14 protein-coding genes, 1 tRNA gene and 1 pseudogene are annotated in these 12,941 nt (G+C 58.8%); 3 read left to right on the top strand and 13 right to left on the bottom strand.

Features of this window, described 5'->3' with window-relative positions; translation table 11 throughout:
• Positions 1-117: 117 nt before the first annotated feature.
• Positions 118-1,152, bottom strand: coding sequence for an alpha/beta hydrolase (locus J2Y39_RS07320; protein ID WP_310216323.1), 1,035 nt, complete (start codon positions 1,150-1,152; stop codon positions 118-120).
• Positions 1,153-1,459: 307 nt separating this feature from the next.
• On the opposite strand from J2Y39_RS07320, the gene J2Y39_RS07315 reads away from it, so the two are divergent.
• Positions 1,460-1,534: transfer RNA gene (locus J2Y39_RS07315), tRNA-Gln, on the top strand.
• 113 nt (positions 1,535-1,647) lie between these two features.
• Here the strand turns inward: J2Y39_RS07315 and J2Y39_RS07310 are convergent.
• Positions 1,648-3,636: a U32 family peptidase gene (locus J2Y39_RS07310; RefSeq protein ID WP_150635123.1), complete on the bottom strand. Its 1,989-nt coding sequence runs from the start codon at positions 3,634-3,636 to the stop codon at positions 1,648-1,650.
• Between the two features lie 224 nt (positions 3,637-3,860).
• Between J2Y39_RS07310 and J2Y39_RS07305 the strand changes: the two genes are divergently transcribed.
• Positions 3,861-4,337, top strand: a complete 477-nt coding sequence (locus J2Y39_RS07305; protein ID WP_252876408.1) for a hypothetical protein — start codon at positions 3,861-3,863, stop codon at positions 4,335-4,337.
• Positions 4,338-4,501: 164 nt separating this feature from the next.
• On the opposite strand, the gene J2Y39_RS07300 is transcribed toward J2Y39_RS07305, so the two are convergent.
• Positions 4,502-4,882: a RidA family protein gene (locus tag J2Y39_RS07300; RefSeq protein WP_024013136.1), complete on the bottom strand. Its 381-nt coding sequence runs from the start codon at positions 4,880-4,882 to the stop codon at positions 4,502-4,504.
• A gap of 215 nt (positions 4,883-5,097) precedes the next feature.
• On the opposite strand from J2Y39_RS07300, the gene J2Y39_RS07295 reads away from it, so the two are divergent.
• Entirely contained in the window at positions 5,098-5,511 is a 414-nt protein-coding gene (locus J2Y39_RS07295) for a cupin domain-containing protein (protein WP_310216319.1), read from the top strand.
• Between the two features lie 12 nt (positions 5,512-5,523).
• Here the strand turns inward: J2Y39_RS07295 and J2Y39_RS07290 are convergent, their stop codons facing one another.
• The 10 genes and pseudogenes from J2Y39_RS07290 to J2Y39_RS07245 form a co-directional block, all read right to left on the bottom strand.
• Positions 5,524-5,775 carry a hypothetical protein gene (locus J2Y39_RS07290; RefSeq protein ID WP_310216316.1) on the bottom strand — a complete coding sequence of 84 codons (252 nt, stop codon included), beginning with the start codon at positions 5,773-5,775 and terminating at the stop codon, positions 5,524-5,526.
• A complete protein-coding gene (locus J2Y39_RS07285; RefSeq protein ID WP_041480147.1) occupies positions 5,772-6,029 on the bottom strand; it encodes a DUF6555 family protein in 258 nt (85 codons plus the stop codon). Before J2Y39_RS07285 ends, J2Y39_RS07290 begins: the two co-directional genes overlap by 4 nt.
• A 232-nt stretch (positions 6,030-6,261) precedes the next feature.
• A complete protein-coding gene (locus J2Y39_RS07280) occupies positions 6,262-6,813 on the bottom strand; it encodes an ATP-dependent Clp protease proteolytic subunit (RefSeq protein WP_041480149.1) in 552 nt (183 codons plus the stop codon).
• Positions 6,814-7,189: 376 nt separating this feature from the next.
• Positions 7,190-7,306: pseudogene (locus J2Y39_RS07275) on the bottom strand (general stress protein); the annotation flags it as partial.
• Between the two features lie 309 nt (positions 7,307-7,615).
• Positions 7,616-7,846, bottom strand: coding sequence for a hypothetical protein (locus J2Y39_RS07270; RefSeq protein ID WP_016774936.1), 231 nt, complete (start codon positions 7,844-7,846; stop codon positions 7,616-7,618).
• 161 nt (positions 7,847-8,007) lie between these two features.
• Positions 8,008-9,045, bottom strand: coding sequence for a DNA topoisomerase IB (locus tag J2Y39_RS07265; RefSeq protein WP_150740954.1), 1,038 nt, complete (start codon positions 9,043-9,045; stop codon positions 8,008-8,010).
• Positions 9,046-9,116: 71 nt separating this feature from the next.
• Positions 9,117-10,196 carry a molybdenum ABC transporter ATP-binding protein gene (modC, locus tag J2Y39_RS07260; RefSeq protein WP_310216307.1) on the bottom strand — a complete coding sequence of 360 codons (1,080 nt, stop codon included), beginning with the start codon at positions 10,194-10,196 and terminating at the stop codon, positions 9,117-9,119.
• Between the two features lie 3 nt (positions 10,197-10,199).
• On the bottom strand, positions 10,200-10,880 hold the full coding sequence (gene modB / locus J2Y39_RS07255; RefSeq protein WP_076562644.1) for a molybdate ABC transporter permease subunit: 681 nt from the start codon (positions 10,878-10,880) through the stop codon (positions 10,200-10,202).
• Complete coding sequence (gene modA, locus J2Y39_RS07250; RefSeq protein ID WP_310216304.1) at positions 10,881-11,648, bottom strand: molybdate ABC transporter substrate-binding protein; 768 nt, start codon at positions 11,646-11,648, stop codon at positions 10,881-10,883.
• Positions 11,649-11,781: 133 nt separating this feature from the next.
• Positions 11,782-12,846, bottom strand: coding sequence for a nitronate monooxygenase family protein (locus J2Y39_RS07245; protein ID WP_252876403.1), 1,065 nt, complete (start codon positions 12,844-12,846; stop codon positions 11,782-11,784).
• Positions 12,847-12,941: the final 95 nt, after the last annotated feature.

Below are 12,941 nucleotides of genomic sequence, written 5' to 3'. Positions count from 1 at the left end.
CGTCGACTTTGGATTCAATACAGCGCTTTCAGGTCGGCGTAAATCTCGAATATCCCCCAATCAGTTCCCTCTCCTTCCGGGAGAGGGCTAGGGTGAGGGGTATTGCGGGCGGGTCTGTCAGAGACGATCAGCATCGATTACAGCTTGCGCAAACGCCGCCGGGCTTTCCTGGGGCAAATTGTGCCCAACCCCACCCTCAATCAACCGGAACTGATATTTCCCGGTAAAACGCTTGGCATAGTCCTCAGGCTTGGGATGTGGCGCACCATTGGCGTCGCCTTCCAGGGTAATCGTCGGCACGCTGATCGAAGGCGCAGTAGCCAATTTTTCTTCCAGCGCGGCATATTTCGCCTCGCCCTGCACCAGGCCCAGCCGCCAGCGGTAGTTGAACACGGTGATTTCGACGTGATCGGGGTTCTGCAACGCTTGGGCGCTGCGGTCGAAAGTGGCGTCGTCGAACTTCCACTGCGGCGAAGCCAGCTGCCAGATCAGTTTGGCGAAGTCGTGGGTGTTCTTTTCATAGCCGGCACGGCCGCGTTCGGTGGCGAAGTAGAACTGGTACCACCACTGCAATTCGGCTTTCGGCGGCAGCGGGTTTTGCCCGGCGGCCTGATTGCCGATCAGGTAGCCGCTGACCGCCACCAACGCCTTGACGCGCTCCGGCCACAATGCTGCGACGATGTCCGCCGAACGCGCGCCCCAGTCGTAGCCGCCCAGCACTGCTTGCTTGACCTTCAGCGCATCCATGAAGTCGATCACGTCGCTGGCCAGCGCCGCCGGTTGGCCGTTGCGCAGGGTGTTTTTGGACAGGAACTGCGTGTCGCCATAACCCCGTGCATACGGCATCAGCACGCGGTAACCCTTGGCCGCGAGCAGTGGTGCGACATCGTCGTAGCTGTGAATGTCGTAGGGCCAGCCGTGCAGCAGAATCACCACTGGGCCATCAGCGGGGCCGGTTTCGGCGTAGGCCACGTCGAGCAAGCCAGCCTTGATGTGCTTCAGCGGGCCGAAAGGCGAGGGCGCCGAATAGCTGACGGCGGCCGGTTCAGTGGTTTGCGCCTGAGCGCTGCCGACGGCGCCGAACAGTGACAGCGCCAGGACTGACAAGCCGAGCGCGGCTGTGATTTTAGAGGTGTGCAGAGCCTGTTTCATGCTGACGTCTCCTTTGCGTGCCTGTGGCCAAGGGGCTGGATGAACCCTTGAAACCCTGGGTGCATTGAAGCGTGGCGAGGTATCTGCTCTGTGTCGCCAGAGAGCGTTTTTGCATTGGGTTGTGTAGCAGCGGGGCGCGTACACAGTGTGATACATGGCGATGAAACGGTGAGTTTTCGCGCGAAAATAATAAGTGGCTGTTTTAAAACAAAAAAAATTTTATTTCGGGCTTCCCAAATGAAATGAATGTTGTTAAATTGCGCCCCGTTCTCACAGCGATCCTAACGGAGCCGCTGATCAGAGCTACAGGGGCGTCGCCAAGCGGTAAGGCAGCAGGTTTTGATCCTGCCATGCGTTGGTTCGAATCCAGCCGCCCCTGCCATCTACGAAAAAACGCCAACTTCGCAAGAAGTTGGCGTTTTTTTATGCCTGCGATTTACCGCGCTCGTGCCAGGCATGCGTGCGCGATGCCGAAGCACCGCGCACGCCGGTCACTCAGTGCGGTGCGCGCGGGATGGTTTTCATCAGGTCTTCAGGGCTGATGTGGCCGACCACGCTGCCCGGCTGCGGCAGGTTCAGAATGTGGCCTTTCATCTTGCCGATGATGTGCATCTCGCACGGCTTGCAATCGAACTTCAACGTCAGCACTTCATCGCCGTGGATCAACTGCATCGGCGCGACCTTGGTGCGCACGCCGGTCACGCCTTTGGCCTGTTTCGGGCACAGGTTGAAGGAGAAACGCAGGCAGTGCTTGGTGATCATCACCGGCACCTCGCCTGGCTCTTCGTGAGCTTCGTACGCCGCGTCGATCAGCTTGACGCCGTGACGGTGGTAGAAGTCGCGGGCCTTCTGGTTGTAGACGTTGGCGAGGAAGGTCAGGTGCGAATCCGGGTACACCGGCGGCGGCGTGGTTTCGGCCTTGCGGCTGCCACGCGGATGCGCGGCGATACGCGCCGCAGTCAGCGCTTCGATCACTTCGCGACGCAGCGACTTGAGCTGCGAGTTGGGAATGAAGAACGCTTGCGGCGCATCCAGCTTGATGTCGGTGGCGTGGTACTGGGTTGTGCCGAGCTGACCAAGCAGGTCGCGCAATTGCTCCAGCGCTTGTTCAGGCTTGTTGGCGACACCAAACGGCCCGTTGAGGGTGACGCTGGCGCTGATGCCTTCTTCGCTGGTCGCGGTCACTTCCAGCTGTTCTTCGCGCAGGCGGGCGAACCAGCTCAGGGCTACGCGACGTTCCGAAGAAGTTTTCTGCAACGCCTGCTGCCAGTTGTGATCAAGGTTGCGATTGAGCGGGTGGCTTGGACGCAGCTTGAACAGGCCCTCGGGCATTTCGTTCGGCTCGACGCGGTAGCGGTAGCGCTTCTCGCCGTCTTCTTCGAACTCGCCTTTGGCCTCGGCGATGTTGGCGCGGAAGCCGACCACTTCGCGCTTGACCAGCACGTTCAGGCCGTCGCCGTTGGACAGCGGCTCGTGAGTGACAACCTGCATGTCACGCTTGCCGACTTTTTCCACCGTGCCGACCGGCAGCCCGGTGAAGGTTGGCGAATCGAAGGCGCCGATGTCGATCTTGCGATCGGTGACGAAATAGTCGGTGCTGCCACGGTGGAAGGTCTTTTCCGGGTCGGGCAGGAAGAAATGCACGGTGCGGCCGCTGGAGGCGCGGGCCAGGTCAGGGCGGTCTTCGAGCACGTCGTCCAGACGCTGGCGGTAATAGGCGGTGATGTTCTTCACATAGCCCATGTCCTTGTAGCGACCTTCGATCTTGAACGAACGCACGCCTGCTTCGACCAGCGCGCGGATGTTGGCGCTCTGGTTATTGTCTTTCATCGACAGCAGGTGTTTTTCGTAAGCGATCACGCCACCCTTTTCGTCTTTCAAGGTGTACGGCAGGCGGCAAGCCTGGGAGCAGTCGCCTCGGTTGGCACTGCGGCCGGTTTGCGCGTGGGAAATATTGCACTGGCCGGAGAAGGCCACGCACAGCGCGCCGTGGATGAAGAACTCGATGGCCGCGTCGGTTTCATCGGCGATGGCGCGGATTTCTTGCAGGTTCAGTTCTCGGGCCAGTACCAACTGGGAGAAACCGGCCTGATCGAGGAACTTCGCCCGCTCCAGCGTGCGGATATCGGTCTGGGTCGAGGCGTGCAGCTCGATCGGCGGAATGTCCAGCTCCATCACGCCCAGGTCCTGAACGATCAGCGCATCGACGCCGGCGTCGTACAACTGATGGATCAGCTTGCGCGCCGGCTCCAGTTCGTTGTCGTGCAGGATGGTGTTGATGGTGGTGAAGATGCGCGCGTGGTAACGGCGGGCGAACTCGACCAGTTCGGCGATTTCGCTGACTTCGTTGCAGGCGTTGTGGCGTGCGCCGAAGCTCGGGCCGCCGATGTACACGGCGTCAGCGCCATGCAGGATGGCCTCGCGGGCAATGGCGACATCGCGGGCAGGGCTGAGCAATTCCAGGTGATGCTTGGGCAAGGACATAGTTTTTTTAGTCAGGCGGTCACGGGCAAGGGGCGCATTGTACCTGTGAAACACCTGGGCGGCATCAGCGTGCCGATATCAGGTACGAAGGACCTAGCACAATACGAGGCAATGCATAACTGTAAAGTCTGTCAGTTGTCCGTCCGCGTCCAAAGCGTGAACATCAGGTGGGAGCGGGAAAGTCGCTCTGGCCTATATCACGCAAGACATTGGAGATTAATATCATGAAAGGTAATAACGCCTTCGCGACGATTGGTATCTCGGATTTCGCGTCGTTTAAATCGCGTCCGCAGAAGAAGGCCGAAGTGTATTACAAAGCGGTCGTTTCACCCGATCATCCGGGCATAGGCAAGCCAATATTCTCCGCTACTCGGCATCTCTATTTCGGCACAAAGGAGACGTTCAGCGTTATTGGTCAATATTTTACGGACGAGGTGGGTGAGATTATTTCATTTGTGATAGATCGCTCCCTTGCGGACGGTAGACATGAAGTTGGCGGGTTCGGAAGCCCTGTGGCGGGATTGATGACTATGTCGCATGAAATTTTATATGCGAAAACAGGAACAATAGAGTTTGCTCGCAAACACGAAGAAGGCATCGATTCGATTACGGCAACATTCAATTTTGAAATCGAGCACCGCGGGCAAACATACCGGGTATCAGAAGGTAAACTGTTTGTTATAGCTAGCGGTCCCCTTTAAGTTTTGTGAATAGACCGTTGAAGCCAATTCGCTCAACGAGCGAGCCAGCGCATGCCAAACGGCCGCATCCTGGTGGCTGCTGTGTTTGGCGCGCGCCCTTGAGTATTTCACTGCGTACGCCGCAACCGGAATCGTGGCGGCAGCCTACGCAGTATTTCCGCAAATCAGCCCTTGGCCGCCATCGCCGTCACCTCCACACGCATCCCTTCAACCGCCAGCGAGGCGACGCCCACCGCTGCCCGCACTGGCCAAGGCTTGGCGAAATAGCGTTTGTACACTTCATTGAAAGCCCCGCGATCGCCCATGTCGGTGAGGTAAATGGTCAGGTGCAGCACCCGGTCCATCGAACTGCCAGCACGTTCCAAGGCGACTTTCAGCGCTTGCAGGGTGCACTCGCTTTGCTCGGTGATGCCGCCGAGTTCCAGGCTGCCATCGGCGCGGGTCGGGATTTGCGTCGAGACCATGATCCCGCCAAAGGTGGCGACGTCGGAAGAAATCGAATCGGTGTCCGGATCAGGCGTGAAGATGATGTCTTGATTGGCCATGGGCATCTCTTGTTTGGGTGAATGAAGATTGCGGCAGTTTACAGATTCTTTCCCACCATGGCCCGGACGGGGACCGCGACACGTTTGTATAAGCGTGTATCACCGCTCAGCCGATACACACGGCAACACCAAACTGCGCCTTCGAGACACATCCGCCCTACATGCCGAGCCCAAAGTAGCCCTCACACCAACACTACGTTCAAGAGGGCACCACCATGTACCGTCCACTGTTTCTGGCTTCTGCCGTTGTCTTCGCCTCCCTTGCCGGTTTCGCCCATGCGGCGGATGCGCCGGCGACGAGTTGGCAGAAAGGTCTGAGCCGTACTGATCTGGTTCGCCAGGATCTCGGCGCTGAAAATCGCGAAGTGATTCAGGCGCGTATTGATTTCGACGCTGGCGTCACCTCGCCTCGGCATGCGCATCCCGGCGTGGAAGTCGCCTATGTCATCAGCGGCACGTTCGAGTATCAGCTCGAAGGGCGGGCGCCAGTGATACTCAAGGCCGGTGACTCGTTGTTCATTCCGGCGGGCGTTGCGCATGTGGCCAAAAACGTCGGCAACGAGAAAGGCGTCGAACTGGCCACTTACGTCGTCCCGAAAGGCGAACCGCTGCTGATCCTCAAGCCATGAGGCGCCAGTCCGCTATTTCGAGCGCGGCTTGCTCATTGCGCGCTTGATGCGCATCCAGTCCTGATAGGCCGCCGTTCGCTTGGCGTCGGCCAGAGCCTTGGCTTCGCTGAAACGGGCCCAGGCCTCAGGGCTGTCGGCGTCATGCTCAATGATTCTGTAGGCCGCCTCTTCCAGCAGGTCGGCCTCGCGGAACATCGCGGCGTTTTCTGCCATCTCGTCACCCCACGATCGGCCGAAACCGAATTTCAACGTGCGCTCATTCATTTTGCGTGATCCTCCTCCCACACCAGAGGCACCGACTCGCGCCATTGCACCTCGGTTACGCCGAAGCGTTCCGCCATTGGTTTGGAAAAACGTTTCAACGGAGGCCTACCGGGGCGGGGGATGGGCGCGATTCCTGCGTCGCAACTTGCCCACTGCCACGCTTCGGCGTTGTTCATGTTTTTTGTGCGAATGACGAATGACCTGGGCTTTCCATGTAACAGGTACTCGATCACGTACAAGTCCACTGCGCTCATACATTTCCTCCGTCTGTTAAAAAGAGGGATGTCTGGCGAAATGAATAATTCAGAGAAAATTCTTTTGGCTGGGATGACCGGCATACGCCGCTTGTTTAGCGTTATACCGCGCGTTGGGGCGTGTACAAGTTGAGGCGCCAATGCACTACATGATCTTGTAATGTCGCTGCTGAGAGTGGCGGTCTGAATAGAATGAAACGCATCTAAAACGACGCGTTATTCAGGAGGGGCTTCAGGAGTAAATGCATGAGCAGACAAAGTCTGCGTGAATCTCGGTGTCTTCAACCGCTGTGATCAGCCCGGCATGCAAAGCTTCTTCAGGATTGATAATGCGCGGAGCCGCTGTCAGGTATTTTTCTGTCTCCAATGCATTTTTCCCGTTACTGGTACGCTCGGCGACAATCTGCGCGTACAGATGCAAGTCGTAATCCAGGCTCATGGCATATTCCGACATGCGCGAATGATCAACCGCTCCCTGCAAGTGCCAATGAAAAGGGTGAAACAGAAACTTGCTATGAGTGCACGCAGTGCGGCGCTGGCCGGCGAGGAAAACGATATTGCCCATCGACTCGACCGTTCCCAGGTTATGCGTGTGTACCGGCACGGGCAGCGCCATCAGAAAGTTGTACATCGTGAAACCGTAACTGCATTCGCCACCCATGGTAGCGATGTTCAGAATCAACCTGGGGGCATCTTCCTTTACCGCACGCGAGGCTCTGTCAATCAGCTGGCCGCAGGTTGAAGCATTGATCGGGCCGGTAAAGTTAATCACGTGAACAGGCATGGCAATTTCCTCGACGGGCCGGCGGCCTGCTAACGAACTCTTTGCGCAAGGACTGGTGCCCGTCAGTCAGGAGCAGCGTTCGTACGTTGGCGTCGTTTGCGTTTCTCGAGAGTTTTCAGAGTCAACGTTCAACTGCCTGCGCTCGTAACATTCATGTTGGGCACGATCACTGTGCTGCGGGTGGCCAGGTTTTCTTTCAATGCACGAAGACCCAGCGTCGTCCGGCAGTTTCTCCGGGGAGCTGCGCGTCGCTTCTGGAACAACTTCAGCGCCTTCGCGTTGGTGTAACTGGCTTGGAGGCGTATGTGTGGAGGTGTTCATCTTTGCGCTCCGTCGAATATTACAAGGGCAGCGAGGCTGCCCTTGTATTGCTCATTTACGACTTGCGACCTCCACTGTGGCTGGATTGTCCGCCTTTGCGACCAGCCTCGGATGCTTTTTCACGATCGTTGGCGAAGTTGCCGCCAGACTGTCCGCCTTTTTTCCCGGACTCTTGCATCTTGTCACGATCGTTGCCGGCGTTACCTGTATTTTTATTTCCGGTGGTCATGATAGCTCTCCGATATCTATTAACGTTTCGCTAGTGATGTCCGTTTTCGTCATGGACACCTACTTCGATTGCATATCGGTTCACGGTGTTTTGATTTTTTTTAATTGATCCGATGAGCGGTGCCTGCACTTTCAACTTGTATTGGCCAGTAGTGCACATATAACTAAAGGGGCTACGCTCAATCGCAATGGATAATAAAGAAAAACAGTTACACCGACGCCGAGCCAGTTGTTGAAGTTAATTGAACCTCGACTATCTGAATCGTGGCAACGGCCGATCAATTGGCTTGAGCGTCGAAAGCGTATCGCGAATAAGCGGCGCATCTTTTTCGATGTCATGCAGTCGGTCGCGAATGCGCAAAGCTGTCGGATGCCCGCCCTGATGATCAACCCAGTCGGCGATCTCTTTGCAGGCGGCTGCCAGGCGCGCCTGACGGGCGTCGAGCAGGGTGAGGAGGGTGGTGATGGACTCTTTCTCGGACATGAAACACCTCCGTTCGCTGAAACGGCTGAGTTGCAACAAAAAGCCCGCATGGCGCGAACCTTCAGATCAACTATAGAAGCCCTGCGCGATCGTGCAAAAAATACCCGGCTCAGCTCATCGGCAAATCTTGTAGGAGCGAGCCTGCAGGGGGTTTGTGCGACTCAGGACGCCTCGCTCACTTCACACATCCGCTCGAGAAACATCGCCAATGCCACTTCCTCGGCGCGCAGGCCTTTGCGCACTCGCGGGCGGGGCAGTTCGGCAAGGGCGCCGAGCATGAAATGTTCGAGCACGGCAGGGTGGATGTAGCATTTGCGACACACCGCTGGCGTGTTGCCCAGCTGTTTGGCGACGTTCTTCACCGCTTCGACCACATGGCGCTTGGCCTCGGTTTCCGACTCATGCTGCAGCTCGCGCAGCACTGCCAAAGCCAATGCGCTGCCCGCCCAGGTGCGGTAGTCCTTGGCGGTGAATTCAGCGCCGGTGAGCTTTTGCAGATAGGCGTTTACGTCGGAGGAGGTGACAGTGTGCCGTTCGCCGTGTTCATCAAGGTACTGAAACAGGTTTTGCCCGGGAATCTCCAGGCAGCGCTTGATGATTCGCGCCAGACGCCGATCCTTGACGGTGATCTGGTGCTCGATGCCGCTCTTGCCACGGAACTGGAACAGGATCGCGCTGCCATTGACCTCGACATGCCGGCTGCGCAACGTGGTCAGGCCATAAGAGCGATTGTCCCGCGCATATTGGGTATTGCCGACGCGGATCAGCGTGGCGTCGAGCAAGGTGATGACCGTGGCCATGACCTTGTCGCGGCTGAAGCCCGGGGCGTCGAGCAGCGCCTCAAGCTGGCGCCGCAGTTTGGGCAGGGCCAGGCCGAATTCGCGCAGGCGCGAGTATTTGTCGGCGTCGCGCACTTCGCGCCAGCGTGCGTGATAACGGTATTGCTTGCGCCCGCGCGCATCGCGGCCGGTGGCTTGCAGATGACCGCACGGGTCGGCGCAGATCCACACATCGGTGTAAGCCGGCGGCACCGCGAGGGCGTTGATGCGTTTGATTTCGTCCGGGTCGGTGATGCGCTGGCCCGACGGTTCGAAATAGACGAACTTGCCGCGCAGTTTTTTCCGGGTGATACCAGGCTGAGTGTCATCGACGTAATGCAGATCGGCGGGCAGGGCATCTGTCAGCACGGTATCGGGCATGGCGGTTTCCTTCGGTCATACGGCAGTCTGTAACTGATTGACCGCAGGCGCTGGCCGTCGTGCCGAATGATTTACGCGAGCACCGCCACCGCCTTGATCTGCGCCCACAGCCGCTGGCCCGGGTGCACGCCCAATTGGTCACGCGAGAAGCGGGTGATCCGCGCCAGCAGCGGCGTGCCGCCCGCATCGAGGCGGATCAGCACATGGGCACTGTTGTCAGCGGCCTGTTCGCTGATGACGGTAACGGGCAGACGATTGAGAATGCTGCTGGCTGCATCGTTGTTCAGCGCCAGGCTGATGTCACGTGCGTGCACCTTGCAGCGCAGGGCTTGGCCCACGGCCATCGGCGCATGGGTGACGCGAATGTTCATTTCGGTAGCTGGCAGTTGCAGGCTGAGCAATTGATAGGTGGCATCGTAGGCGCTGACCTGACCTTCGATGATCACCCCGGCGTCATCGCCAAGCGCCAAAGGCAGATCCAGACGCGCGAGGGTCTCGCCGATCGGGCCGCTGGCGAGAGCTTTGCCGTCACGGAGCAATACCAAATGATCGGCCAGACGCGCGACTTCATCCTGGGCATGGCTGACGTACAGCAGCGGAATATCCAGTTCGTCGTGCAGGCGTTGCAGGTACGGCAAGATTTCGCTCTTGCGCCGGCTGTCGAGAGCCGCCAGTGGTTCGTCCATCAGCAGCAGTTTCGGGCTGGTCAGCAGGGCGCGGGCGATGCCGACGCGCTGCCGCTCGCCGCCGGACAGATGCTGCGGATGGCGCTCGAGCAAATGGCCGATGCCGAGCAGTTCGGTCGCTTGGTTGATATCGACCCGGCGTTGCGACTTGGCGATGCGTTTGAGACCAAACTCCAGATTGGCCAGCACCGACAGATGCGGGAACAGGCTGGCTTCCTGAAACACGTAGCCAAGCGCACGTTTATGCGGCGGGACGAAGATGCCATTGGCACTGTCCTGCCAGACCTCGTCGTTGATCTGCACAAAACCCTGCTCGGCGCGCTCCAGCCCGGCGATGCAGCGCAGGCAGGTGGTTTTGCCGGAGCCGGAATCGCCAAACAGCGCGGTGACGCCCCGGCCTGGCACTTGCAGATCAACATCCAGTTCGAACCCCGGATAAGTGCGTTTCAGGCGTACATCAATCATCGATCAGCTCCAGCCTGCGCGGGTTTTGCGGCTGGAATACAGCGCCAGCAACACCAGAAACGAGAACACCAGCATCGCCCCGGACAGCCAGTGCGCCTGGGCATATTCCAGCGCTTCGACGTGGTCGTAAATCTGCACCGAGACCACGCGGGTCTTGTCGGGAATGTTGCCGCCGATCATCAGCACCACGCCGAATTCACCGACGGTGTGGGCAAAACCGAGAATCGCTGCGGTGATGAAACCGGGGCGCGCCAGCGGCAGGATCACGCTGAAGAACGTGTCCCAGGGATTGGCGCGCAACGTCGCGGCGACTTCCAGCGGGCGGGTGCCGATTGCCGAGAAAGCGTTTTGCAGCGGTTGCACCACGAACGGCATGGAGTAGATCACCGAGCCGATGACCAGCCCGGTGAAACTGAACGTCAGCGTGCCCAGCCCCAGCCATTGAGTGAACTGGCCGAGAAAACCGTGCGGCCCCAGCGCCAGCAACAGATAAAAGCCGATCACCGTCGGCGGCAGCACCAGCGGCAGGGCGACGATGGCGCCAATCGGGCCGCGCAACCAAGACGAGGTGCGCGACAGCCATAACGCGATCGGTGTGCCGATCACCAGCAGGATCACGGTGGTCAGCGACGCCAGTTTCAGGGTCAGCCAGATCGCGGCGAAGTCGGCACTGGTCAGCGACATTTACAGTTCATATCCGAAGGACTTGATCACCGCAGCGGCTTTCGGCCCTTTGAGATAATCGACCAGGGCCTTGGCAGCAGCGCTGTCCTTGCCTTTGTTCAAGATCACCGCGTCCTGTTTGATCGGTTCATGCAGGGTGGCCGGAACAATCCATGCCGAGCCGCTGCTGATTTTGCCGTTCTTGAAGATTTGCGACAGCGCCACAAAGCCCAGTTCGGCGTTGCCGGTGGAGACGAACTGGTAGGCCTGAGTAATGTTCTGGCCTTCGACGATTTTGCTTTTCGTGGCTTCGCTCAACTGGAGTTTTTCCAGCACCTGGGTGGCGGCGAGACCGTATGGCGCGGCTTTCGGGTTGGCGATGGACAAGTGCTGGTATTGGTTGGTTTTCAGCACGTCACCCTGTGCATCGATATAACCTTCTTTTGCCGACCACAGCGCCAGGGTGCCAATGGCGTAGGTGAAGCGCGAGCCTTTGACGGTTTCGCCTTCCTGTTCGAGTTTTGCCGGGGTGCTGTCGTCAGCGGCGAGAAACACTTCGAAGGGCGCGCCGTTTTTGATCTGGGTGTAGAACTGGCCGGTTGCGCCGTAAGCAGCGACCAGTTTGTGCCCGGTGTCTTTTTCGAAGTCGGCAGCGATGGCCTGGATTGGCGCGGTGAAATTGGCGGCGACCGCCACTTGCACTTCGTCAGCCTGCGCGGCGCCGATGCTGAAAAATGCGAGGAATGAGGCGAGACAGGCAGGGGCGAGGCGTGTGGCAGCAGGTGTCATGTAAAGGCTCCGTGATCGGCATTGAATGCTTTGCTTTGGATAACGCCGATACACGGGCGCAATCGCTGTATACGGAAATATATAGCGATATGCCGCCAAGTGGCGAGGGAATAAATCCGCTCGCCGCGTAAATTCAATGACGGTTGAGTTTCGCCAATGCGCCCTCGGCGAGTTGCCGGGTCAGTTCAGCGCTGCCGATATCCTTGCCCAACGTCAGCGCCTGACCGGCCCACAGATTGGCAAAATCGGCGTCATCCTTGGCTCGCAGCGGCATCAGCGCGCCGCCGGCCAACGGAAAGGCTGGCGCTTGCGCTGACATCGGGCCGAGTTCGCGCATCGCCCGATTGACAATGCCCCGCGCCGGACGTCCGGTGAAAATGTTGGTGATGGCGGTCTGGCTTTCCTTGGCGGTACGCAGGGCCTTGTGGTGTGAGGCGCTGACTTTGGCTTCCGGCGTGAACAGGTACGCCGTGCCGACTTGCACCGCCGAGGCGCCGAGCATCAACGCGGCTGCAACGCCTCGGGCATCGCTAATTGCACCCGCCGCAATCACCGGCACCTTCACCGCGTCGACCACCTGCGGCACCAGTGCAAAGGTGCCGACCTGGCTGCTCAGATCATCGCTGAGAAACATCCCGCGATGCCCGCCCGCCTCATAACCCATGGCGATGATCGCATCGCAGCCGTGTTGCTCCAGCCAGATCGCTTCTTCGACCGTAGTCGCAGACGAAAGGATTTTCGCCCCGGTTGCCTTGACCCGATCAAGCAGATTTTTCTCCGGCAACCCGAAATGAAAACTCACCACTTCGGGGCGGAATTCTTCGAGCACGGCACACGCAGTCTCGTCGAAAGGAGCACGGTTGGACACCGGCGTCGGCGCCTCGAAATCGGCACCGAGTTCGCGGTAGTAAGGTTCGAGCAGATTTTTCCAGTCCCGGGCTCGCTGCTCATCAGGCGCCGGTGGCTGATGGCAGAAGAAATTGACGTTGAACGGCTTGGTGGTGTGCTGGCGAATCGTCTTCAGTTCTTCGCGCAGTTGCTCGATGCTCAGCATCGCTGCCGGCATTGAACCGAGGCCGCCGGCATTGCACACGGCAATCACCATCGAAGAATTGGTCGCACCGGCCATCGGGCCTTGGATGATCGGCAGTTCGATACCGAGAAGATCAAGGATACGGGTGTCTGGCCACTGGCTCATAAAGCAATTCTCCGAACGATGAAACGGGCAGGGACGGCAAGCGGTTTTAGCAGCAAAACCGGCTGCGGGGCCAGTCTGAAATTCTGAACATTACG

This window comes from Pseudomonas sp. 2957 (genome assembly GCF_031456345.1).
GTDB lineage: Bacteria > Pseudomonadota > Gammaproteobacteria > Pseudomonadales > Pseudomonadaceae > Aquipseudomonas > Aquipseudomonas siliginis.
The sequence above is the reverse complement of the archived record's forward strand: the minus strand, read 5'-3'. Positions and strand labels throughout refer to the sequence as shown.

What these genes read in the sequence shown, in the direction of transcription:
- modC (WP_310216307.1), bottom strand. Translation starts at nt 10,196, where the DNA reads ATGATTGATGTACGCCTGAAACGCACTTATCCGGGGTTCGAACTGGAT.
- J2Y39_RS07285 (WP_041480147.1), bottom strand. Translation starts at nt 6,029, where the DNA reads ATGAGCGCAGTGGACTTGTACGTGATCGAGTACCTGTTACATGGAAAG.
- J2Y39_RS07280 (WP_041480149.1), bottom strand. Translation starts at nt 6,813, where the DNA reads ATGCCTGTTCACGTGATTAACTTTACCGGCCCGATCAATGCTTCAACC.
- J2Y39_RS07265 (WP_150740954.1), bottom strand. Translation starts at nt 9,045, where the DNA reads ATGCCCGATACCGTGCTGACAGATGCCCTGCCCGCCGATCTGCATTAC.
- J2Y39_RS07305 (WP_252876408.1), top strand. Translation starts at nt 3,861, where the DNA reads ATGAAAGGTAATAACGCCTTCGCGACGATTGGTATCTCGGATTTCGCG.
- modA (WP_310216304.1), bottom strand. Translation starts at nt 11,648, where the DNA reads ATGACACCTGCTGCCACACGCCTCGCCCCTGCCTGTCTCGCCTCATTC.
- J2Y39_RS07300 (WP_024013136.1), bottom strand. Translation starts at nt 4,882, where the DNA reads ATGGCCAATCAAGACATCATCTTCACGCCTGATCCGGACACCGATTCG.
- modB (WP_076562644.1), bottom strand. Translation starts at nt 10,880, where the DNA reads ATGTCGCTGACCAGTGCCGACTTCGCCGCGATCTGGCTGACCCTGAAA.
- J2Y39_RS07310 (WP_150635123.1), bottom strand. Translation starts at nt 3,636, where the DNA reads ATGTCCTTGCCCAAGCATCACCTGGAATTGCTCAGCCCTGCCCGCGAT.
- J2Y39_RS07270 (WP_016774936.1), bottom strand. Translation starts at nt 7,846, where the DNA reads ATGTCCGAGAAAGAGTCCATCACCACCCTCCTCACCCTGCTCGACGCC.
- J2Y39_RS07290 (WP_310216316.1), bottom strand. Translation starts at nt 5,775, where the DNA reads ATGAATGAGCGCACGTTGAAATTCGGTTTCGGCCGATCGTGGGGTGAC.
- J2Y39_RS07245 (WP_252876403.1), bottom strand. Translation starts at nt 12,846, where the DNA reads ATGAGCCAGTGGCCAGACACCCGTATCCTTGATCTTCTCGGTATCGAA.
- J2Y39_RS07320 (WP_310216323.1), bottom strand. Translation starts at nt 1,152, where the DNA reads ATGAAACAGGCTCTGCACACCTCTAAAATCACAGCCGCGCTCGGCTTG.
- J2Y39_RS07295 (WP_310216319.1), top strand. Translation starts at nt 5,098, where the DNA reads ATGTACCGTCCACTGTTTCTGGCTTCTGCCGTTGTCTTCGCCTCCCTT.